The following is a 21,827-nucleotide window of genomic DNA, read 5'->3' as shown; positions in this document are numbered from 1 at the left end:
TAAAGTGTTAAAAAAACAAACAGTTTGGTTATTAACGATGTTAAGTTTAGTTGTTGTACTATCTGTGTATTACGTGACAACTCCTGACAAAATGAATACAGCATCGCCGGCAACAGGTGAAAAGATTGGACAAGAAAAACAAGGTACTGATAAAGCAGTAACAAACGAAGCGCCTAAAGAAACTCCGAAAAAAGAAAATACAAGCAAGGAAACAACAAATAAAGAAACAGACAAAAAAGAAAATGCAAAAAAAGAAACAAGTAAAAAAGAGGGCAATGTATCAGTTCAATCAAGTGATGAGAATTTCACAGCTTTACGTATGCAAATGGAAGATCAACGTAGTGAAGCGAAAGCAAAATTACAAGAAGTGATGAGTTCAACAAAAGCTTCAGCAACAGAAAAGAATAAAGCAAAAGAAAATTTTGATGCCATTACGACAATGGAAACGAAGCAAGAATTACTTGAGACAGTAATTAAATCTCAAGGAGGATATCCAGATGCTCTTGTAAGAGCTGATGGTACTGACATTAGAGTAACGGTTAAAGCGGCAAAACATTCACAGAAAGAAGCAAATAAAATTATTCAACTTGTAAGAAGTGAAGGCGGATCAAAAGATGTAGGTGTGAAATTTGATCCACCAGCGAAATAAGTGAAACTTTAATCCGCAGGGATTTCCCTGCGGATTATTATCTTTTACTAAGCAAAGGGTATGCAAATAGTAAAATAGAGTATGTAAGTAAACGTGTGAATAGAAAAAAGCTATCATTTTCGATAGCTTTTTTCTATTTCGTCTTTGTAGTTATTTTTACTATGTTCAACTCGGAATGGAGAAACACGTTGCGAGTAAAAGATTAATGGTTCATGGTACTGATGATTACTTTTTCCGGATTTGACGTGGATGCAAAGAACACATGCCCAAACGATTACGGCAGGTAAAAAGAGAATGAGCCATATCATATTTCCACACCTCGACACAATATATTTTCTACACTTTGAACATACTATTCTTATATGAAGGAATGATGAACGGCGTGTAAACAAAAAAATAATATTTGGTAAAAATATGTTATTGACTATAGGTGTGGTGAAGAGTGGAGAGGGAATGGCATGTTTGCTGTGTAACGTTTTGCTAAAGTAGTGAATGTTTTTTAAGAAGTGGTCTTGCCAATTTCATGTGAAACTTGGTATTATTACTAGGTATTAAATTTTTATTGGAATAATATTTTTACAGGAGTTTCGATTTATTATAAAGAAATATAAATTGGAATGTTTAAAAAATTTATCGTAAGATGGAAATAGTAAATATTTCTATTAGTTAATGAAATATATTTTCTAATAGAATACATCGTATTTTTACAGTCAATCTAGTTTTCGTGACGAGAATCTGTAAAAACGGGACAAACAAGAGTATGGGAGTGGATTTTACATGTTTAAAATTCAAGAAGTTCGTGAATTAATTAAATTAATTGATAGCTCTAATATTGATGAATTTGAATACAAAAAAGACGGTACAACAATCAAAATGAAAAAGCGTGGTAATGAAGTTGTTGCTGTGCAAGCACCTGCAGCAAAACAAGCTATGCAACCAGTAGCGCCTGTTGAAGTTGAAACGACAGTAGCAGCAGCGCAAGCAGAAGCGCCAAAACAAGAAGAGAAGAAAACTGTTCAAGATGAAAACCTACATAAGATCACCTCACCAATGGTAGGTACATTCTATTCTTCTTCTTCACCTGATACACCTCCATATGTAAGTGTTGGGGATAGAGTATCGAAAGATTCTATCGTATGTATTGTCGAGGCTATGAAGTTATTTAACGAAATTGATGCTGATGTAGAGGGCGAAATTGTTGAAATTCTTGTTAATAACGGACAGCTTGTTGAGTATGGACAACCGCTATTTCTTGTAAAAGCGTAATAAGGGAGTCTTTGTGATGATAAAAAAAGTATTAATAGCCAATCGTGGGGAAATTGCTGTACGAATTATTCGTGCTTGTAAAGAAATGGATATTGAAACAGTTGCAATTTATTCAGAAGCAGATAAAGAGTCACTTCACGTACAGATTGCAGACGAGGCGTATTGTGTAGGACCAACGATTTCGAAAGAAAGCTATTTAAATTTGACGAACATTATTAGCGTTGCGAAGTTAACAGGCTGCGATGCTATTCATCCGGGATACGGATTTTTAGCAGAGAATGCAGATTTCGCAGAGTTATGCCGTGAATGTAACTTGATTTTTATCGGTCCAAGTCCAGAAGCTATTTCAAAGATGGGCACAAAAGACGTTGCTCGTGATACAATGAAAGAAGCAGGGGTTCCGATTGTACCAGGTTCACAAGGGATTATTAAAAATACCGAAGAAGCGATCGAGCTTGCTAATCAAATTGGATATCCAGTTATTATTAAAGCGACTGCAGGTGGTGGCGGAAAAGGTATTCGTGTTGCACGCCATGAAGAAGAGCTTATAAAAGGAATTCAAATTACACAGCAAGAAGCTAGTACCGCTTTTGGGAACCCTGGTGTATACTTAGAAAAGTACGTTGAAGATTTCCGCCATGTTGAGATTCAAATAATGGCAGATACACACGGAAATGCCATTCATTTAGGAGAGCGTGATTGTACAATTCAGCGCCGTTTGCAAAAACTATTAGAAGAAAGTCCATCACCTGCACTTGATGAAGATATTCGCAAGCAGATGGGTGAAGCGGCAGTTAAAGCGGCGGTAGCGGTTGATTATACAGGTGCTGGTACGGTTGAGTTTATTTATGAATATAAAACGAAAACCTTTTATTTCATGGAGATGAATACGAGAATTCAGGTTGAGCATCCGGTTACTGAAATGGTAACGGGAATGGACTTAATTAAAGAACAAATTCTTGTTGCTTCAGGAGAAAAGTTATCGTTACAGCAAGAAGAAGTACAATTTAATGGTTGGGCAATTGAATGTCGAATTAATGCGGAAAACCCTGCCAAAAAATTTATGCCATCTCCAGGTAAAGTAGAAATGTACTTACCACCAGGAGGATTTGGTATTCGCGTCGATTCAGCTGTATATCCGGGATATTCAATCCCACCTTTCTATGATTCGATGGTTGCTAAATTAATTGTTCACGGAAAAACACGTGAAGAGGCAATTGCAAAAATGAAGCGCGCACTTAGTGAATTTGTCATTGAAGGCGTACATACAACAATCCCGTTCCATTTGCAATTGCTAGATCATCCTGATTTTGTAAAAGGTGAGTTTAATACGAAATTTTTGGAAGAGCATGAACTTGTGACGCAGTGATACATTAAAGGAGGTTTTTTTCATGGCTGAACATATGTTAGATATGGGTCAAGATACAACTCTTGGTAAAGTAGAAATTGCACCAGAAGTAATTGAAGTAATTGCAGGTATTGCAGCTGCTGAAGTAGAAGGTGTAGCGGCAATGCGCGGTAATTTTGCTACAGATGTTGTTGAGAAGTTAGGTAAGAAAAATCATGGTAAAGGTGTAAAGGTTGAATTAGCAAACGAAGATATTATCGTTGACCTTTATGTTGTAATGTATTTTGGTGTAGCAATTCCAGTTGTTGCACAAAAGATTCAAGACAATATTCGCCAAGCACTCTTTACGATGACAGGACTTGAGCCAAAAGAAGTGAATGTTCACATCGTTGGCGTAACATTCGAAACACAAAAAACAGAAATCGAACCAGTGTAAGAATGAAAAGGTGCCTAGTAACATAGGCATCTTTTTTATCGTTTCATTTCTTCACAAATTACAACCCTCTAATTATTATACTATTTCAAAAAATAAGAAATAAACAAGAAAATGTGTCGTTTTTCCAAAAAACGTACATTGTGATAAGATATGGAACTTGAAGTTAATCTTTTTATTATTTTTCAGCCTTGTAACCCGTGTGTGAAACGATAAATTGTGTTATTATCATTGTATTATAAGGTTGGAAAATCAATGAAAACTGTAAGAGTAAGTGAATTGACGGCTTATAAATTATAATAATATAACAAAGTATAAGGAAAGACTTGAAGCATAAAGGAGAGTTACAATGAAACGTAGGACGGCTAGAGAAAGAGCAATGCAAGCATTATACCAAATGGATATTACAGGTGAATTAGAACCGAAAGTAGCAGTGGAAAACACGCTAGATGAAGGCGAAGAAACAAATGAGTTTCTAGAGTCACTTGTAGTAGGTTTTGTAGAAAATAAAGAAGCAATCGATGAAGCGATTCGTCAAAACTTAAAAAAGTGGAAGCTTGAGCGTATTAGCATTGTTGATCGCAGTATTTTACGTGTAGCTGTGTATGAAATGAAATACATGGAAGAAATTCCACACAACGTAACAATTAACGAAGCAATTGAAATTGCTAAAACATTTGGGGATGAGGAATCTCGTCGTTTTATTAACGGCGTTTTATCTAATATAAAAGATACACTGTAAATTCTTTAAGGGGGAATCTTAAAATGGTAGCAGTAATCATCAAAGGAAATGAAGTTGCGGAGAAAAAACGAGCACAATTAACAGAAGAAGTTGTGAAGTTGAAAGAGCAAGGTATTGTACCAGGGTTAGCAGTTATTTTAGTTGGAGAAGATCCAGCATCTCGTTCTTATGTGAAAGGAAAAGAAAAAGGCTGTGAACAAGTAGGGATTTACTCAGAGCTAATTGAACTTCCTGAAACAATTACTGAGGAACGTTTGCTTGCTGAAATCGATCGCTTAAATGGCGATGACCGTATTAATGGCATATTGGTGCAATTACCTTTACCAAAACATATTGAAGAAAAAGCTATCATTGAAAGAATTTCACCAGAAAAGGATGTAGACGGATTTCACCCAATCAGCGTGGGACGTATGATGACGGGACAAGATACATTCCTTCCATGTACACCGCATGGTATTGTAGAATTAGTAAAAGAAACAAATCTTGATATTTCTGGAAAACATGTAGTAGTAATTGGAAGAAGTAATATTGTCGGTAAACCAGTGGGGCAATTGTTTTTAAATGAAAATGCCACTGTCACATATTGTCATTCTAAGACGCAAAATATGAAAGAGTTATCGAAGTTAGCTGATATTTTAATCGTAGCTGTTGGACGACCTAAAATGATAACAGCGGATTATATTAAAGAAGGAGCGGTTGTAATTGACGTTGGTGTTAACCGTTTAGAAACAGGAAAACTTTGTGGTGATGTTGACTTTGACAACGTGTTAGATGTTGCGGGTTACATTACACCTGTGCCAAAGGGTGTTGGTCCAATGACAATCACAATGCTTCTTCATAATACTGTTGAATCTGCCAAACGTGCAGGTGTCGTTTGTAAATAATTTGAGTCGGCTATGAGGAGAGAGAAATGGAGAAGCAATATTTAACCGTTACAGCGTTAACACGCTATATAAAAACAAAAATAGAATATGATCCGCATTTGCAGTCTGTTTGGTTAAAAGGTGAAATTTCCAACTTTAAAAATCATAGCCGTGGCCACATGTATTTTACATTGAAAGATGAAAATGCAAGAATCGCAGCGGTTATGTTTGCGGGTCATAATCGTAATATTAAATTCAAACCTGAAAATGGGATGAAGGTACTCGTGAAAGGGAAAATCTCTGTTTACGAGGCGAGTGGTTCTTATCAAATTTATATTCAAGACATGCAGCCTGACGGAGTCGGAAATTTACATTTAGCGTACGAACAGTTAAAAGTTCGCTTAGAAGAAGAAGGACTTTTTTCTCAAGTTTATAAAAAAGCAATTCCTCCTTACGCTAAAACAATAGGTGTGATTACGTCGCCAACAGGAGCAGCGATTCGTGATATTATAACAACGATTAAACGTCGTTATCCAATTGGGAATGTTATTGTATTTCCGGTACTTGTACAAGGGGAGTCAGCGGCTCCCTCGATTGTACAAGCGATTCGTACAGCGAATGAAATGGGAGAGATAGATGTACTAATCGTTGGTCGTGGTGGAGGTTCTATTGAGGAATTATGGGCTTTCAATGAGGAAATGGTTGCAAGAGCAATCTTTAAGAGTGAAATTCCTATTATTTCGGCAGTAGGCCATGAAACGGATTTTACAATCGCAGATTTTGTTGCAGATTTACGCGCGCCAACACCGACTGCAGCAGCTGAGCTAGCAGCACCTAATATTATAGAGTTACAAGAAAAGGTATTACAAAGAACTCTGAGATTGCAAAGAGCAATGAAAGAGTTAGTACATAAAAAAGAAGAAAAACTACAAGTGTTGCAAAAATCGTATGCGTTCCGTTATCCAAGACAAGTATATGAGCAAAAGGAAGAGCAATTAGATAGAGCGCTAGAACAGCTTGTTTTAGCGAACGAGCGCTATATTGATAAAAAGGTGAATCAGTTAAAGCAACTTTCATTTTATTTAGAGAAGCACCACCCATCTCAAAAAATTATTCAAACGAAGGTAGCTGTTGAAACGTTGCAAAAGCAATTACAACGTGAAATGCAAACGTTACTTCAAACGAAAGAATTTGCCTTTGTAAGAGCTGCTCAAAAACTTGAAGCGTTAAGTCCGCTTAAAGTAATGATGAGAGGGTACGGGCTTGTATATGATGAAGAGAAGCAAGTGTTAAAAAGTGTGAAAGATGTAAGCCTTGGAGATGCTGTTTCAGTTCAATTACAAGATGGAATACTAGATTGTAGCGTATCAGGCATAGAGGAGCGTGAATTGAATAATGGAAAATAAATTAAGCTTTGAAGAGGCAATTTCGCAACTTGAGCATCTTGTTTCTAAGCTAGAACAAGGTGACGTACCTTTAGAAGAAGCGATTTCTTATTTTAAAGAGGGTATGGAATTATCTAAGCTTTGTGATGAGAAGTTGAAGAATGTACAAGAACAAATGGCAGTTATTCTTGGGGAAGATGGAGAGCTTGAACCGTTTACTGCTTTAGGAGATGAAGCATAGTGACGATTGCTTTTGATACTTTTTTGAAGGAAAGTAAAACTTTCGTAGAAGAGAAACTTGTAAGCTATGCAAATGAATTACAATGTCCAAATGTACTTCGTGAAGCGATGGCATATTCTTTAGAAGCGGGTGGAAAACGTCTCCGCCCGTTACTTTTGTTTGCAACATTACAAGCGTTTGGGAAAGAAAGAAATCTTGGAGTAGGTGCAGCTTGTGCTCTTGAAATGATTCATACATATTCGTTAGTTCATGACGATTTACCTTGTATGGATGATGATGATTTAAGAAGAGGAAAGCCCACAAATCACAAAGTATTTGGTGAAGCGATGGCAGTTTTAGCAGGAGATGGCTTATTGACGTATGCTTTTCAAGTTATTATGGCATATGAGCAAAAAGAAATTTCTGCAGAAAAAAAAGTAAGACTTGTACTTGAACTTGCAAAAGCAGCAGGACCAGAAGGAATGGTTGGCGGACAAGTGGCAGATATGGAAGCTGAAGGGAAACGCCTTACGATTGATGAATTGGAGTACATCCATAAACATAAGACCGGAAAACTGCTTGAATTTGCTGTACTTGCGGGTGCGATACTTTCTGATGCGACAGAAGAGCAAGAAGAAAAGTTGCTTACGTTTGCTAAATATATCGGTCTAGCTTTCCAAATTCGAGACGATATTTTAGATGTCGAAGGCACCGAAGAAGAGATTGGAAAACCGATTGGTAGCGATCTTTCTAATGAAAAGAGCACATATACGACGTTGTTTACTGTAGATAGAGCAAAGGATATTTTAGAAGAAACAATTGCAGAAGCAAAAGGTGCAATTAGCTCCTTGCAATTACAAGATGAATATTTACTATCTATTTGCGATTTGATTGCAAAACGTAATAACTAATATAACAGCGTTTTCATTTGTTGAGTCATTCATCATTTTATGATATAAATGTAGGAAAAGGTTTTTCTTTTCTTGTTATTGGCAAAAATATATGTAGATTACATTGCCGTTATCACTTCGTGTTAGCGGCTATTTTTTTCATCGCCTAAAGAAATATGGTTTATAATAGGATTAAGGCGCAATAGACTGGTTAATAGCGGGACAAGACGAAAAGTAGAAAAGAGAATTTCTTGTTTTGTGTAAATGTTTTTTATAATATTTGACATGTTGACAGATTATGAAATGAAAGTGAGTGATCCATGTGGATCTAACGCAAATTCAAAACCCTAGTTTTTTGAAAGATATGTCTATCAGTGAACTAGAGGGATTGAGTGAGGATATTCGTAAGTTTTTAATTGAAGAGCTCTCTCAAACAGGTGGACATATTGCACCTAATTTAGGTGTAGTAGAACTCACAATTGCTCTGCACAAATTATTTGATAGCCCGCAAGATAAATTTTTATGGGATGTAGGACATCAATCCTATGTACATAAAATTTTAACTGGACGCGCGAAAGAGTTTGGTACATTAAGGCAATATCAAGGTCTATGTGGTTTCCCGAAACGTTGCGAGAGTGAGCATGATGTATGGGAAACTGGTCATAGCTCGACTTCGTTATCGGCTGCAATGGGAATGGCTCTGGCACGTGATTTAAAGAAAACGAAAGAATATGTTATACCAATTATTGGAGATGGTGCTTTAACAGGTGGAATGGCCTTAGAGGCATTGAACCATATTGGACATGAAAAAACAGACATGATTGTTATTTTGAATGATAATGAAATGTCAATTGCACCAAACGTTGGTGCGCTTCATAATGTACTCGGTCGTTTACGTACCGCAGGAAAATATCACTGGGTAAAAGATGAATTAGAGTATATATTAAAGAAAATCCCAGCAGTTGGCGGGAAAGTGGCTGCGACAGCAGAGAAAATAAAAGATAGTCTTAAATATTTACTAGTATCTGGTGTCTTTTTCGAAGAGTTAGGCTTTACATATTTAGGTCCAGTCGATGGGCATGATTATGAAAAGTTATTCGAAACGTTGCAATATGCAAAGAAAACAAAAGGCCCAGTACTTGTTCACGTTATTACGAAAAAAGGAAAAGGTTATAAACCGGCTGAGAGTGACGTTATTGGAACTTGGCATGGAACAGGACCTTATAAAATTGAATCAGGTGACTTCGTTAAGCCAAAAGAAGTTGCACCAGCATGGAGTGCTGTCGTTAGTGAAACAGTACTTAAGCTGGCGAGAGCGGATGAGCGTATCGTAGCAATTACACCTGCAATGCCTGTTGGATCAAAACTTGAGAAATTCCAAAAAGAATTCCCAGATCGTATGATTGATGTAGGTATTGCAGAACAGCACGCTACAACAATGGCAGCAGGTATGGCAACGCAAGGAATGAAGCCATTCTTAGCAATTTATTCGACATTTTTACAAAGAGCATATGACCAAGTTGTTCATGATATATGCCGCCAAAATTTAAATGTTTTCATCGGAATAGATCGCTCGGGATTAGTAGGAGCAGATGGTGAAACGCATCAAGGCGTATTTGATATCTCATTCTTACGTCACTTGCCGAATATGGTGCTTATGATGCCGAAAGATGAAAATGAAGGGCAACATTTAGTTTATACGGCGATGCAATATGAAGATGGACCAATCGCATTGCGTTATGCTCGTGGTAATGGACTTGGCGTTCATATGGATGAAGAATTAAAGGCGATTCCAATCGGTACGTGGGAGACGTTAAAAGAGGGTACACAAGCAGCTATTTTAACGTTTGGTACGACAATACCAATGGCAATGGAAGCAGCTGAGCGTCTTGAAAAAGCTGGGGTTTCAGTGAAAGTAGTGAATGCTCGCTTTATTAAACCAATGGATGAAGCATATTTACATGATCTTCTAGGGAAGAATATACCGATTTTAACGATTGAAGAAGCTTGTTTAATCGGTGGTTTTGGAACAGGAGTAGTTGAATTTGCATCTGAAAATGGTTACCATAGTGCATTAGTTGAACGAATGGGTATTCCAGACCGCTTCATAGAGCACGGAAGTGTAACAAAATTATTAGAAGAAATTGGTTTAACGACAGATGCTGTTGTAGACCGTATTCATACAATGATTCCATCAAAACAAAAAAGGGCGTAACAAATGAGCGTAAAAAAAGAAAGAGTAGATGTACTATTAGTAGAGCGAGGACTTATAGAAACGCGTGAGAAAGCAAAGCGCGCCATTATGGCCGGACTCGTATATGCAAATGAGATGAGACTTGATAAGCCAGGAGAGAAAATCTCGCAAGATACTGAGATTACGGTGAAGGGACAAGTTATGCCGTATGTAAGTCGTGGTGGTTATAAACTTGAAAAGGCATTAGAGACATTTCATCTTGATTTACAAGATAAAGTTATGATAGATATTGGTTCATCAACTGGTGGCTTTACAGATTGCGCACTTCAAAATGGAGCGAAATTATCTTATGCATTAGATGTAGGATACAATCAACTAGCGTGGAAATTACGTCAGGATGAGCGTGTTGTTGTAATGGAACGAACAAACTTCCGTTACGTGACACCAGCAGACTTAGAACGTGGTTTACCTCAATTTGCAAGTATTGATGTTTCATTTATATCATTAAAGCTTATACTGCCAGTTTTAAAAACAATGCTTATGCCTAACGGAGATGTAGCAGCGTTAATTAAACCGCAGTTTGAAGCTGGAAGAGAGCAAGTTGGGAAAAAAGGTATCGTTCGTGATAGAAAAGTACATGAAGCTGTTGTAGAAATGATTGTCGATTTTGCTTTAAAAGAGGGCTATGATGTGGAAGGTTTAACATTCTCACCAATTACGGGTGGGGATGGTAATATTGAATTTTTAATTCATCTGAAATGGCATGGTGAACGTGAGAATGGCGAAAATCATTCTCCGATTTCTATAGAGCAAGTTGTTACAGAAGCACATGACGTTCTAAAACAAAAAGGGAAAGGGGAATAACATATGTTGTTCCTCTTTTTGCTGTAATTGTATAATGATTGTAAAAACAATTGTGTACAAGAAACGAATTATAAGTTAACATAAATAAGTGAAGTATACCAATGTTTAAACTATGGTAAGAGATAGTGTGAGGTGCAAATGTATGAATAAAGGTCAGCGCCATATTAAAATCAGGGAAATTATTGCAAACAAAGAAATTGAAACACAAGATGAATTAGTTGATATTTTACGTAATGAGGGATTTAATGTAACGCAAGCAACAGTATCGCGCGATATTAAAGAACTGCACTTAGTGAAGGTGCCATTACATGATGGGCGCTATAAATATAGCTTGCCAGCAGATCAACGATTTAACCCGTTACAAAAATTAAAACGAAATCTAGTGGATTCATTTGTAAAATTAGACACGGCAGGACATATGCTTGTGCTAAAAACATTGCCTGGTAACGCTCATTCACTTGGAGCACTTATTGATCATTTAGAGTGGGATGAGATCATCGGAACCATCTGTGGTGATGATACTTGCTTAATTATTTGCCGTACACCTGACGATACAGGTGTTGTCTCTGATCGTTTCTTAAATATGTTGTAACAAAAAATCTTGTTTGCTTTCCATCGTAAAGTGGGAAGTGAACAAGATATTTTTATTGGTCAAAAATATGATTTTTCAATTGTAATATAATATTTTATTTGCATAAAGTTAGAAAATAGATGGATTGACCCGTAAAACAAATGTTTGGTACAATGAAGCGGGTTAGAAGAGTATATACATACAAATATATAGCATGATTATTTGAATGAAGAAATGAGAAAATCCTTTAGTAAGGGATTATTTTATAACGAGGTGAATGGGGCATTGTTATCGGAATTATCGATTAGAAACTTTGCTATTATTGAAGCATTAAATATTTCTTTTCAAAAAGGTTTAACGGTTTTAAGCGGTGAAACAGGGGCCGGAAAATCGATTATTATTGATGCGATTAGTTTACTTGTAGGTGGCCGTGGGTCAGCAGAATTTGTTCGATATGGAACAGAAAAGGCTGAGATTGAAGGGCTGTTTTATGTTGAAGATGATAAGCATCCATGTATTGAAAAGGCAGAAGAGTTAGATATAGAAATAGAAGATGGCATGATTATTTTAAAGCGTGATATTGCTGCGAACGGGAAGAGTGTATGTCGTGTAAATGGGAAGCTTGTTACACTTAGCATATTAAAAGAAATTGGGAAAACACTTGTTGATATTCATGGACAGCATGAAACGCAAGATTTAATGAATGAAGAACGACATCTGTTTATGCTTGATCACTTTGATGGGGATCGAATCGTTAAACAACTAGACATATATCAAAACGTATACGCTGACTATGAAAAATTAAAAAAACAATTGAAATCGTTAAGTGAAAATGAACAACAGATGGCACATCGCTTAGATTTAATTCAATTTCAGCATGAAGAAATTCGCAAAGCTGATTTAAAGATGGATGAAGAAAATGAATTAACTGAGGAACGATTGCAAATTTCTAATTTTGAAAAGATTTATAAAGCATTAGGTGATGCATATCGTTCATTGAGTGCTGACGGACAAGGATTAGATAATGTAAGAAGCGCAATGGGACAAATGGAAAGTATTACACATTTAGATGAAATGTATCAAGAGAATCATGATTCAATTGCAAATAGTTATTACTTATTAGAAGAGGTTGCATATCAACTGAGAGAAAAGCTCGATATGATGGAATATGATCCAAATCGTTTAGATGAAATCGAAACACGTTTGAATGAAATTCGTATGCTAAAGAGAAAATATGGAAATACTGTAGAAGAGATTTTAGCGTATGCAGATAAAATTGAACAAGAAATATTTACAATTGAAAATAAAGACGTTCATATTGAAACGACGAAGAAACAGTTGAAGGAATTAGAAAGTGTTATTCTGAAAGAAGCAACGTTGTTAAGTAATATGCGTCATGAGCTTGCAGAACACCTTACAAATGCAATTCATCAGGAATTAAAAGAATTATATATGGAAAAAACGAAATTTGAAGTGAGAATTATGAAGAGAGAAGGAAATGCAGAAGAGCCCCTTGTGGAAGGTGCACCGGTAAGACTTACGGCAGATGGTTACGATCATGTGGAATTTTATATTTCGACCAACCCAGGAGAGCCGCTAAAACCACTTTCAAAGGTTGCTTCTGGCGGAGAGTTATCTCGTATCATTTTAGCTTTAAAAAGCATTTTTTCTAAGCATCAAGGGGTTGCATCTGTTATTTTTGATGAAGTGGATACGGGTGTAAGTGGCCGGGTCGCACAGGCTATTGCTGAAAAAATTTATCGAGTATCAGTAAACTCGCAAGTACTTTGTATTACGCACTTACCTCAAGTAGCTTCAATGGCAGATTCGCATTTATTTATTCGAAAACAAGTAGCGAATGATCGGACAATTACATCAGTTACTGTTTTAACTATGGAGGATAAAGTAACAGAAATAGCTCGAATGATTTCTGGTGTGGAAATCACAGATTTAACGACGGAGCATGCGAAAGAATTACTTACGCAAGCGCATCATTTTAAACAGACAGCAGAGGCTATCCAGTAATGGATAGCTTTTTTTCTCAAATGACGATTTCTTAATTCTTCCGGTTATAAATAAAGCATTGCAAGGAGAGATTAAAAAGTGAAGCCAAGAGGCTGAATGTGGGGTAGGAGCGAGGAGAGTGAACAAGTTGAAATTAGAAAAATTTCGAAAAATAATAGGTCTTTGTCTCCTTGTTTCTTTAGTTTTTATTGGATGTTTTAAACCGCTTCGAACGTTTATTTCATCACCGAAACAACTTGTTGTTTTTGAAGGACAACAATCAGAAATATCATCATTACCAGTTTTCAAAGCTTCATCCACAAATCGTCATGTATTTACAGTGAGTTTGAATGAACAAAAACAAGGACTTATGGTAAATTCTCATCAAAATGGTGAAGCTGATATGGTATTTCAGCTTGCGGGCTTTCCAGTGAAAAAAGTAAATGTGAAAGTGTTAAAAGATTTTAAAGTGATTCCAGGTGGACAATCAATTGGTGTGAAATTAAATACAAAAGGTGTACTTGTTGTAGGCCATCATTTAATTCAAACTGAAAAAGGTAAAATATCTCCTGGTGAAACAGCAGGTGTACAAATTGGAGATATGATTACTGAAATTAATGGTAAAACCATTGAAAGAATGAGTGATGTAGCACCGTTTATTCATAATAGTGGAGAAACAGGTGAACCGCTTAATCTTGTATTGTTAAGAGATGGAAAATATATTCGCACGAAGCTAACGCCACAAAAAGACAATGGTGAATCGTCTTATCGAATTGGCTTGTATATCCGCGATTCGGCAGCTGGAATTGGAACGATGACATTTGTTCATCCAGATTCTATGAAATATGGGGCACTTGGTCATGTTATTTCTGATAATGATACGAAAAAGCCGATTCAAGTCGAAGATGGACAAATTATGCGCTCGACAGTTACATCAATTGAAAGAGGCAGTCATGGGAATCCAGGCGAGAAATTAGCAAGATTTTCACCAGATCGTGAAGTGATTGGCAATATTACAATTAATAGTCCATATGGTATTTTTGGAAAATTAAATACGAATATGAAAAACGGTATAATGGATAAAGCAATGCCTATCGCATTATCTCATCAAGTAAAAGAAGGACCGGCAAAAATATTAACAGTTATTGATCAAGATAAAGTAGAAGCGTTTGATATTGAAGTTGTTAGTACAGTGCAGCAAAAATTCCCAGCTACAAAGGGTATGGTAATAAAGGTAACAGATAAACGTCTATTAGCGAAAACGGGCGGTATCGTACAAGGAATGAGTGGAAGTCCAATTGTACAAAATGGAAAAGTAATTGGTGCTGTTACACATGTATTTGTAAATGATCCAACATCCGGATATGGTGTTCATATTGAATGGATGTTACATCAAGCTGGAATTAATATTTATGATCAAGAGAAAAAAGCGAGCTAATACATATTAGCTCGCTTTTTCTGTTGAAAAATTCGTTGAAATTTTGTAAAAGCTCCGCAAGAGGTGTTTTTTGTTGTAAAATAAAAGAAAAGGGTTGAACGTTTCGTTGTATTTCTATGATGGAATGTGTTGCGAAAGGGAATAAATGAACGATAAACATATTTTTTTGTGATTTTATCGGAAAGTAAGAAACTTTAAAAGGGAATTTTCACACAATTGTCGAACAATTCATGTAGCCTAGAAGGATACACATGTCGGAGAATCGATTCGGTAAGGGAGGAAAAGCTGTGGAGAAAATTAAAGTATGTCTTGTGGATGATAATAAAGAACTAGTATCAATGTTAGAGAGCTATGTAGCTGCTCAAGATGATATGGAAGTAATCGGTACTGCTTATAATGGTCAAGAGTGTTTAAACTTATTAACAGATAAGCAACCTGATGTACTCGTTTTAGACATTATTATGCCACACTTAGATGGTTTAGCTGTATTGGAAAAAATGCGACATATTGAAAGGTTAAAACAGCCTAGCGTAATTATGTTGACAGCATTCGGGCAAGAAGATGTGACGAAAAAAGCAGTTGACTTAGGTGCCTCATATTTCATATTAAAACCATTTGATATGGAGAATTTAACGAGTCATATTCGTCAAGTGAGTGGTAAAGCAAATGCTATGATTAAACGTCCACTACCATCATTCCGATCAGCAACAACAGTAGATGGAAAACCGAAAAATTTAGATGCGAGTATTACGAGTATCATTCATGAAATTGGTGTACCCGCTCATATTAAAGGATATATGTATTTACGAGAAGCAATCTCCATGGTATACAACGATATCGAATTATTAGGATCGATTACGAAAGTATTGTATCCAGATATCGCAAAGAAATATAATACCACAGCAAGCCGTGTGGAGCGAGCAATTCGTCACGCGATTGAAGTAGCTTGGAGCCGTGGGAATATTGATTCTATTTCGTCCTTATTCGGTTATACAGTATCCATGTCAAAAGCAAAACCTACGAACTCTGAGTTTATCGCAATGGTTGCGGATAAGCTGAGACTTGAACATAAGGCTTCGTAAACGCTGTAGTATCAAGGTGTTAAGCGTATTTCATAATAAAATTTAATAACCAACGAATTACGTATGTAGGCAATAAAGTACATAGGTAATTGGCGGTTAATTTAAAAACCTTCTATTTATTGGATTGAAATTTTGATTCCAATAGCTAGGAGGTTTTTTGTTGTATGAATAACTTTCAAATGAATGTAGAAAACTTTTTACTTCATTGCGATGCAAAGCATCTAAATAGAAGAAAATGATGAACTCTTATTAAGTTGACCTATCAATTTGAGGATGGGCACCAATAAATAGAATCATTTAATGATAGTTATGAAATATACAATGCCTTGATATAGCGATGGTTATACAGTATCCATGTCAAAAGCAAACCTACGAATTCTGAATTTATCGCAATGGTTGCGGATAAGCTGAGAGTAGGAACAGTAAGGGATTTAAGTTATAGTAAAGCTTAATAATTCTTGCAATTTATACTCGATAGTAAATTTAAAATCAATGAGTTTTTTATTTACCTCGATTTAAGGATTTTGAAGGAATACATATTTATATAGAAAAATGCAGTGAAAATACGGATATGTACAGAAAATAAGTGGATTTGACATCATAATCTCTATAACGTATCATTGATTTGGAAAAGTTAGAGATATAGGAGAATGGATGAATGACTTTAAAAAAAATAGTAAATCGAGCGTACCCAATCATTGTCATGACGGTGTTTTTATCTATATTTTCAATGATAGTAAGTAAATTTTTTATCCCAAAAACAATTTTGATGAGTGGTGAATTTCCTTATCCGACTGAGGAGTATACTCCCAAAAAAGTCGCTGCTGTTATAGCGTTGACGTTGCTTTTATTTGTGCTCTTCTTTATGTATTATAAATTGGTTATTAATAAAATGAAAAGAACGTATACAAATATTATGATTGCTTTAGGTATCATAATCATTTTGACGATGGAAATAATTATTACTTCCATAGCATTTAACCCTGTTGTTGGGGATTATGCTATCCTTAAACAAGGAATTGTCTCTGTGTTTAATGGAGATAATCAATTTTTAGAAATGGGACAGCTTTTATTTTATCCATATAATACACATGTTGTATTAATAGGAGGATATTTTGCTAAATTGATAGGGAGCGTAGATTTAGCGATAAAAATATTACCAATAGCTTGTATAACAGGCAGTATTATTTTAAATGTATTGATTGTAAGGAAAATTACAAACTTTAAAGTTGCTCACATATCGATTGTGTTATCTGTGCTAAATATTTTTATATATTGGCAGGCACCAGTTTTCTATACTCATACATTGGTAATATTTTTTATTTCAGCAACAATGTATACATATTTGTGCTTGAAAACGGCGGAAACAAAAAGAATGAAGATTATTTTATGGATTTTATTAGGGGTTTTCGCAGCTTGTACTTATATTATAAGACCGACAGCATTAACCGTAGCGTTAGCGATTTTAATTGAAAATATTTTTAAGTTTCGTAAGGAATACTCTGTAAAGGTGTTAAGTAGTGTTTTATTTTGTTTAATCCTTATTGTAAGTTTTAAAGGTATAACGACAAAGCTAAATCTCAGTACCGATAATGAAATTGAAAAAATTCCATTCACTCATTGGGTGAAAATGGGCCTGAACAAAGATACGTATGGTGTGTGGAATCAGGCAGATGCAGATTATATTGATGATGAAAACATAAAGAATACGAAAGATTTGAATGAGCACAATCAAGAAGTTATAGTGCAACGTTTCAGTGAACTTGGTGTAATGGGTTATGTGCAACATTTAAATGAAAAAATAACTAGAGAATGGGTATCAAGTCAGTTCTCCATGTACCGTATTGGGCAATGGTTTGAACAGAAGAATGACATGGTAACTAATTACGTATCGAATTATAGTACAACGAAGTATAAAATCGTTACTATATATTCGTATATTATCAAATTATTTGTTTATATAGCTGTTTTGGCGGCTGTTATTCTTTATAAAAAGAAAGATGAAAATGAATCGGAAGTTATACGAATTGCGATGATTAGTGCATTAGGGGTATTTACTTTCTTGTTACTATGGGAAACAGCTCCTCATTATACGTATGAAGCATTTGCATTTATGAATATTCCAGCTTCTTTAGGATTGTATAAAGTGTTTATGATTTTTAACAAAGAAAAGAAAAACGCATAATTTGAGTAACTAAAACGAGTAATGAGAAGCCCCCTCTTTTGTTAAAAGAGGGGGCTTCATTTAAATGTTTGAAGAAAAGATTAAATGGGATCATAGTATATCCGGTAAGGGATTTTAGCAAGGAAGTCATCCGTGATATAATAGAAAATATAAAAAGCCCTGCAAAACAGGACTGTATTACTCTTCGTCTTTATTTTGTTTTTCTAATTCAACTAGCTTTTGAATTAAAATGTGCTGCGGCATATGCATGAGTTGTTCAAGTGGAACACCTAGTGCTTTTGATAAGCGGACTGCAGTATCTGGAGAAATTTGTAATGGTCTCATAGAAGTACCTCCTTTTTCGTATAGTATAGCATAAGATTGGGGGAGTGAGGATGACTCTTATATTTGCACATCGTGGTGCGGCTGGAACGTACCCAGAAAATACAATGATTTCATTTGAAGCGGCTGAGTCTTTTAGAGCGGATGGAATTGAACTTGATGTTCAATTAACGAAAGATGGAAAAGTTGTCGTCATTCATGATGAAACGGTGGACCGAACAACAAATGGAAAAGGTGCGGTTCGGAATTATGTATATGAGGATTTATGCAAGTTAGATGCAAGTTATAAATTTGGTGATAAAGTAGGGTTTTGTAAAATACCACTTTTAGAAGAGGTATTAGAATGGCTTGAACAAACGAGTTTGCTACTTAATATTGAACTTAAAAATAATAAAATTCCATACAGAGGTTTAGAGGAAGAAGTTATAACGCTTGTACGGAAATTTAGTTTAGAGGATCGTGTTATATTTTCTTCGTTTAATCACTACAGCATGAAACGGTGTCATATGATGGCTCCTGATATTCAAACAGCAATTTTATATCGCGAAGGTTTGCATAGTCCGTGGGCATACGCGAAAAAAATGGGGGCTACAGCAGTACATCCGAATTATCGTTACCTTCAAGATGCTATTGCTGAACTAACGATGGAAAGTGGTGTAGAGGTTCGCCCTTATACAATTAATGAAGAAACGCTTATGCGTAAATATTTTGATATGAATATATCGGCGATTATTACTGATTACCCTGAAACGGCAAGAACGTTGTTGCCAATAAAAAAATGAGACCGCGTGTAACGGTCTCATTTTTTTATTTATAAATAGTGGGGCCTTCCTATCTTCTAAAGCGAGCCTGTACTTTATTTCGTTTACGGTCTCGGTGCAAGACGAAGCCACCGAAGATATAAAACCCGAGCCCGAAGCAGAGAGCACCGATTAAAAATTGTAACCACAGTATAGAGATTGGTGGAAATAGAATCCCGAATACAGTATCTCTCATTAACTTTATACCAAACACAGCTAATGAAATAGGGATGAGTGCTAATAGTAGAGCAACGTAACGCTGCATACATAACTCTCCTTTTCAGATTATTTCGTATATTTTAATGATGTTATACGGAAAGGGGGTTTGTCAAGAGGGTGCTGAACGAGTAAGATAAGGGTGTGAAAAAATTTGCAGAGTTACTTCGAGAGGAAGTGTAATATATGAAACAAAAAGTATTAATTGTTGGTGCAGGTGAAGGCGGGAGCGCACTGCTGAATCTGTTACATAGTTCGAATATATTTCAAATTATAGGGATTATTGATATAAATCCGTTGGCAAAAGGATTACAAATTGCTAAGGAATATGGAATTGCAATTGGAGAAAGTGTAACTCCATTTCTTTCTATGCATATCGATGTAATATTTGATATGACAGGTGAAGATGATGTACATAAAGTTTTATTGAAAAAAAAGAAAAAAGACACTCTTCTTATACCAGGTGATATTGCAAAAATTGTTACAGGATTAGCGCATGAGAAGGAAGGGTTAATTGGGCGGTTAGAGGAACAAACGCAACAAGGAGAATTAATTTTAAATTCTACGCATGACGGCATGATCGTAATTGATCGAGAGGGACAAGTTCGTCTTTTTAATAAAAGTGCGGAGCGTATTATCGGATATAAAAAAGAAGAGGCGATAGGAAAATATATTTTAGAAGTCATTCCCACTAGTAAATTACTTCGCATTATACGTACGAAACAAATAGAAGTAAATTATGAACTAACATTAGAGAATGGAAAGAAAATTATTACAACGCGTATACCGATATTAAAAGAAGGCGGAGAGGTACAAGGGGCATTTGCAATTTTTAAAGATATAACAGAAGTTGTAGATTTAGCGGAAGAAGTTACAGACTTAAAAGAAATTCAAACACTATTAGAGGCAATTATCAACTCATCTGAAGAAGCGATTTCGGTTGTGGATGAAAAAGGAAGAGGTTTAGTCATTAACCCGGCATATACGAAATTAACGGGTCTAACAGAAGAAGATATTATTGGGAAGCCTGCTACAACTGATATTGTAGAAGGCGAAAGTATGCATATGAAAGTACTTCGAACGCGTCGTGCGGTGCGCGGAATACATATGAAGATTGGGCAAAAAAAGCGCGATGTAATTGTAAACGTAGCGCCAGTTATTGTGGATGGAATATTGAAAGGAAGCGTTGGCGTTATCCGTGACGTGTCGGAAATTCAAAAGTTAACAAATGAATTGAATAGAGCAAGGCAAATTATTCGCACATTAGAAGCAAAATATTCATTTGATGATATTGTCGGAAATTCAGATGAAACAACGGCAGCTATCGAACAGGCGAAGCTAGGAGCGAATACACCAGCAACGGTACTGTTACGCGGTGAATCTGGGACTGGTAAAGAATTGTTTGCACATGCAATCCATAATGGAAGTAATCGAAAATACAATAAATTCGTCCGTGTAAACTGTGCGGCTATTTCGGAGACGTTGTTAGAAAGTGAATTATTTGGTTATGAGGAAGGGGCGTTTTCTGGAGCGAAAAGAGGCGGGAAACGTGGGTTCTTTGAGGAAGCGAATAACGGTAGTATTTTTTTAGATGAAATAGGGGAGTTATCTGCAAATACACAAGCGAAACTCCTTCGTGTATTGCAGGAAAAAGAAATTGTAAAAGTTGGTGGGACGAAAGCGATACCCATTAATGTTCGAGTAATTGCAGCGACACATGTGAATTTAGAAAAGGCTATTCTAGAAGGGAAGTTTAGGGAGGATTTATATTATCGATTAAATAAAATTCCAATTCAAATTCCATCTCTTCGTCAACGTAAAGGAGATATACCGAAAATTGCGGACAGGTTGATTCAAAAAATTAATCAAGATTATGGTCGTAATGTAGAAGGGCTCACTGATTCAGCTATTTTATATTTACAATCATACGAATGGCCAGGAAATGTGAGAGAACTTGAAAATATTTTAGGACGAGCGATTATTTTTATGAATTATAACGAGATCTATATTGATGTACAACATTTACCACCATTACATAATGAAGAGCAGGTGGAGTCAAAGCAATCTCATTTATTACCTGAATTAGAAGAAAAGCCACTTGAACATTTAGTAACAGAGTTTGAAGGGAATATTATTCATGAATATTTGGAGAGATTTGATGGGAATAAAACACAAACTGCAAAAGCGTTAGGAATTTCCGTTCGAAATTTATATTATAAGCTAGAAAAGTATGACCATGCAAAAAATAGCATGCAATAAATTGCGTACCGTGCAATTTATTGCATGGTATACAAAAAGCGACAAAATAAGACAGAATCTTTTGTTATTTTCCAAAGTATTGATTTTACTGCATTTT

The 21,827-nt window shown here is 35.7% G+C and carries 21 protein-coding genes and 1 pseudogene; 19 read left to right on the top strand and 3 right to left on the bottom strand.

Annotated features, from left to right (window positions below; translation table 11 throughout):
* The first annotated feature begins 4 nt into the window (after positions 1 to 4).
* Positions 5 to 649 (top strand): SpoIIIAH-like family protein, encoded by a 645-nt coding sequence (locus tag MHH27_RS21555; protein WP_065485172.1) that lies wholly within the window; start codon positions 5 to 7, stop codon positions 647 to 649.
* Positions 650 to 762: 113 nt separating this feature from the next.
* On the opposite strand, the gene MHH27_RS21550 is transcribed toward MHH27_RS21555, so the two are convergent.
* Positions 763 to 957, bottom strand: a complete 195-nt coding sequence (locus MHH27_RS21550) for a hypothetical protein (protein ID WP_002000935.1) — start codon at positions 955 to 957, stop codon at positions 763 to 765.
* Positions 958 to 1,426: 469 nt separating this feature from the next.
* Between MHH27_RS21550 and accB the strand changes: the two genes are divergently transcribed.
* The 16 genes and pseudogenes from accB to MHH27_RS21475 all read left to right on the top strand — a co-directional run bounded on the left by accB (position 1,427) and on the right by MHH27_RS21475 (position 18,134).
* The gene (gene accB, locus MHH27_RS21545) at positions 1,427 to 1,915 is read left to right on the top strand and encodes an acetyl-CoA carboxylase biotin carboxyl carrier protein (protein ID WP_000472863.1); all 489 of its coding nucleotides are present in this window, start codon (positions 1,427 to 1,429) and stop codon (positions 1,913 to 1,915) included.
* Between the two features lie 16 nt (positions 1,916 to 1,931).
* Positions 1,932 to 3,284 carry an acetyl-CoA carboxylase biotin carboxylase subunit gene (gene accC, locus MHH27_RS21540; RefSeq protein ID WP_000592870.1) on the top strand — a complete coding sequence of 451 codons (1,353 nt, stop codon included), beginning with the start codon at positions 1,932 to 1,934 and terminating at the stop codon, positions 3,282 to 3,284.
* 22 nt (positions 3,285 to 3,306) lie between these two features.
* A complete protein-coding gene (locus MHH27_RS21535; protein ID WP_000807630.1) occupies positions 3,307 to 3,699 on the top strand; it encodes an Asp23/Gls24 family envelope stress response protein in 393 nt (130 codons plus the stop codon).
* Between the two features lie 346 nt (positions 3,700 to 4,045).
* On the top strand, positions 4,046 to 4,438 hold the full coding sequence (gene nusB, locus MHH27_RS21530; protein WP_000830247.1) for a N utilization substance protein NusB: 393 nt from the start codon (positions 4,046 to 4,048) through the stop codon (positions 4,436 to 4,438).
* 23 nt (positions 4,439 to 4,461) lie between these two features.
* Positions 4,462 to 5,322: a bifunctional methylenetetrahydrofolate dehydrogenase/methenyltetrahydrofolate cyclohydrolase FolD gene (gene folD, locus MHH27_RS21525; RefSeq protein ID WP_000226732.1), complete on the top strand. Its 861-nt coding sequence runs from the start codon at positions 4,462 to 4,464 to the stop codon at positions 5,320 to 5,322.
* 26 nt (positions 5,323 to 5,348) lie between these two features.
* Positions 5,349 to 6,707, top strand: a complete 1,359-nt coding sequence (gene xseA, locus MHH27_RS21520; protein ID WP_098360870.1) for an exodeoxyribonuclease VII large subunit — start codon at positions 5,349 to 5,351, stop codon at positions 6,705 to 6,707.
* Complete coding sequence (gene xseB, locus MHH27_RS21515) at positions 6,697 to 6,927, top strand: exodeoxyribonuclease VII small subunit (protein WP_000428423.1); 231 nt, start codon at positions 6,697 to 6,699, stop codon at positions 6,925 to 6,927. Before xseA ends, xseB begins: the two co-directional genes overlap by 11 nt.
* Positions 6,927 to 7,817, top strand: coding sequence for a (2E,6E)-farnesyl diphosphate synthase (ispA, locus tag MHH27_RS21510; protein WP_000150374.1), 891 nt, complete (start codon positions 6,927 to 6,929; stop codon positions 7,815 to 7,817). Before xseB ends, ispA begins: the two co-directional genes overlap by 1 nt.
* A 301-nt stretch (positions 7,818 to 8,118) precedes the next feature.
* The gene (dxs, locus tag MHH27_RS21505; protein WP_000366452.1) at positions 8,119 to 10,011 is read left to right on the top strand and encodes a 1-deoxy-D-xylulose-5-phosphate synthase; all 1,893 of its coding nucleotides are present in this window, start codon (positions 8,119 to 8,121) and stop codon (positions 10,009 to 10,011) included.
* Between the two features lie 3 nt (positions 10,012 to 10,014).
* Positions 10,015 to 10,854: a TlyA family RNA methyltransferase gene (locus MHH27_RS21500; protein WP_000111872.1), complete on the top strand. Its 840-nt coding sequence runs from the start codon at positions 10,015 to 10,017 to the stop codon at positions 10,852 to 10,854.
* A 142-nt stretch (positions 10,855 to 10,996) separates the two neighbouring features.
* A complete protein-coding gene (gene argR, locus MHH27_RS21495) occupies positions 10,997 to 11,446 on the top strand; it encodes an arginine repressor ArgR (RefSeq protein WP_001032580.1) in 450 nt (149 codons plus the stop codon).
* Positions 11,447 to 11,710: 264 nt separating this feature from the next.
* Positions 11,711 to 13,450, top strand: a complete 1,740-nt coding sequence (gene recN, locus MHH27_RS21490) for a DNA repair protein RecN (protein ID WP_000947734.1) — start codon at positions 11,711 to 11,713, stop codon at positions 13,448 to 13,450.
* A gap of 118 nt (positions 13,451 to 13,568) precedes the next feature.
* Positions 13,569 to 14,867 carry a SpoIVB peptidase gene (gene spoIVB / locus MHH27_RS21485; protein WP_340944021.1) on the top strand — a complete coding sequence of 433 codons (1,299 nt, stop codon included), beginning with the start codon at positions 13,569 to 13,571 and terminating at the stop codon, positions 14,865 to 14,867.
* Between the two features lie 287 nt (positions 14,868 to 15,154).
* Positions 15,155 to 15,949 (top strand): sporulation transcription factor Spo0A, encoded by a 795-nt coding sequence (gene spo0A, locus MHH27_RS21480; protein ID WP_011110369.1) that lies wholly within the window; start codon positions 15,155 to 15,157, stop codon positions 15,947 to 15,949.
* Positions 15,950 to 16,288: 339 nt separating this feature from the next.
* Positions 16,289 to 16,401, top strand: a pseudogene (locus tag MHH27_RS32065) (hypothetical protein); the annotation flags it as partial.
* Between the two features lie 206 nt (positions 16,402 to 16,607).
* A complete protein-coding gene (locus tag MHH27_RS21475) occupies positions 16,608 to 18,134 on the top strand; it encodes a glycosyltransferase family 39 protein (protein ID WP_090977093.1) in 1,527 nt (508 codons plus the stop codon).
* Positions 18,135 to 18,311: 177 nt separating this feature from the next.
* Here MHH27_RS21475 and MHH27_RS21470 read toward each other — a convergent pair whose 3' ends face one another.
* Complete coding sequence (locus MHH27_RS21470; protein ID WP_001247671.1) at positions 18,312 to 18,458, bottom strand: YycC family protein; 147 nt, start codon at positions 18,456 to 18,458, stop codon at positions 18,312 to 18,314.
* A gap of 50 nt (positions 18,459 to 18,508) precedes the next feature.
* On the opposite strand from MHH27_RS21470, the gene MHH27_RS21465 reads away from it, so the two are divergent.
* The gene (locus tag MHH27_RS21465) at positions 18,509 to 19,237 is read left to right on the top strand and encodes a glycerophosphodiester phosphodiesterase (protein ID WP_000172580.1); all 729 of its coding nucleotides are present in this window, start codon (positions 18,509 to 18,511) and stop codon (positions 19,235 to 19,237) included.
* A gap of 49 nt (positions 19,238 to 19,286) precedes the next feature.
* On the opposite strand, the gene MHH27_RS21460 is transcribed toward MHH27_RS21465, so the two are convergent.
* Positions 19,287 to 19,520, bottom strand: coding sequence for a DUF2627 domain-containing protein (locus tag MHH27_RS21460; protein ID WP_001190211.1), 234 nt, complete (start codon positions 19,518 to 19,520; stop codon positions 19,287 to 19,289).
* Between the two features lie 137 nt (positions 19,521 to 19,657).
* On the opposite strand from MHH27_RS21460, the gene MHH27_RS21455 reads away from it, so the two are divergent.
* Positions 19,658 to 21,730 (top strand): sigma-54 interaction domain-containing protein, encoded by a 2,073-nt coding sequence (locus tag MHH27_RS21455; RefSeq protein WP_090977095.1) that lies wholly within the window; start codon positions 19,658 to 19,660, stop codon positions 21,728 to 21,730.
* Positions 21,731 to 21,827 lie beyond the last annotated feature (97 nt).

It is taken from the genome of Bacillus sp. FSL L8-0152, from assembly GCF_038006365.1.
GTDB lineage: Bacteria > Bacillota > Bacilli > Bacillales > Bacillaceae_G > Bacillus_A > Bacillus_A cereus.
Note: the sequence above shows the minus strand (reverse complement) of the source record. Positions and strands in the feature narration are given on the sequence as shown.

Coding starts and splice junctions, on each gene's coding strand:
- MHH27_RS21550 (WP_002000935.1), bottom strand. CDS start 957: ATGATATGGCTCATTCTCTTTTTACCTGCCGTAATCGTTTGGGCATGT.
- accB (WP_000472863.1), top strand. CDS start 1,427: ATGTTTAAAATTCAAGAAGTTCGTGAATTAATTAAATTAATTGATAGC.
- accC (WP_000592870.1), top strand. CDS start 1,932: ATGATAAAAAAAGTATTAATAGCCAATCGTGGGGAAATTGCTGTACGA.
- MHH27_RS21535 (WP_000807630.1), top strand. CDS start 3,307: ATGGCTGAACATATGTTAGATATGGGTCAAGATACAACTCTTGGTAAA.
- nusB (WP_000830247.1), top strand. CDS start 4,046: ATGAAACGTAGGACGGCTAGAGAAAGAGCAATGCAAGCATTATACCAA.
- folD (WP_000226732.1), top strand. CDS start 4,462: ATGGTAGCAGTAATCATCAAAGGAAATGAAGTTGCGGAGAAAAAACGA.
- xseA (WP_098360870.1), top strand. CDS start 5,349: ATGGAGAAGCAATATTTAACCGTTACAGCGTTAACACGCTATATAAAA.
- xseB (WP_000428423.1), top strand. CDS start 6,697: ATGGAAAATAAATTAAGCTTTGAAGAGGCAATTTCGCAACTTGAGCAT.
- MHH27_RS21500 (WP_000111872.1), top strand. CDS start 10,015: ATGAGCGTAAAAAAAGAAAGAGTAGATGTACTATTAGTAGAGCGAGGA.
- argR (WP_001032580.1), top strand. CDS start 10,997: ATGAATAAAGGTCAGCGCCATATTAAAATCAGGGAAATTATTGCAAAC.
- MHH27_RS21475 (WP_090977093.1), top strand. CDS start 16,608: ATGACTTTAAAAAAAATAGTAAATCGAGCGTACCCAATCATTGTCATG.
- MHH27_RS21470 (WP_001247671.1), bottom strand. CDS start 18,458: ATGAGACCATTACAAATTTCTCCAGATACTGCAGTCCGCTTATCAAAA.
- MHH27_RS21465 (WP_000172580.1), top strand. CDS start 18,509: ATGACTCTTATATTTGCACATCGTGGTGCGGCTGGAACGTACCCAGAA.
- MHH27_RS21460 (WP_001190211.1), bottom strand. CDS start 19,520: ATGCAGCGTTACGTTGCTCTACTATTAGCACTCATCCCTATTTCATTA.
- MHH27_RS21455 (WP_090977095.1), top strand. CDS start 19,658: ATGAAACAAAAAGTATTAATTGTTGGTGCAGGTGAAGGCGGGAGCGCA.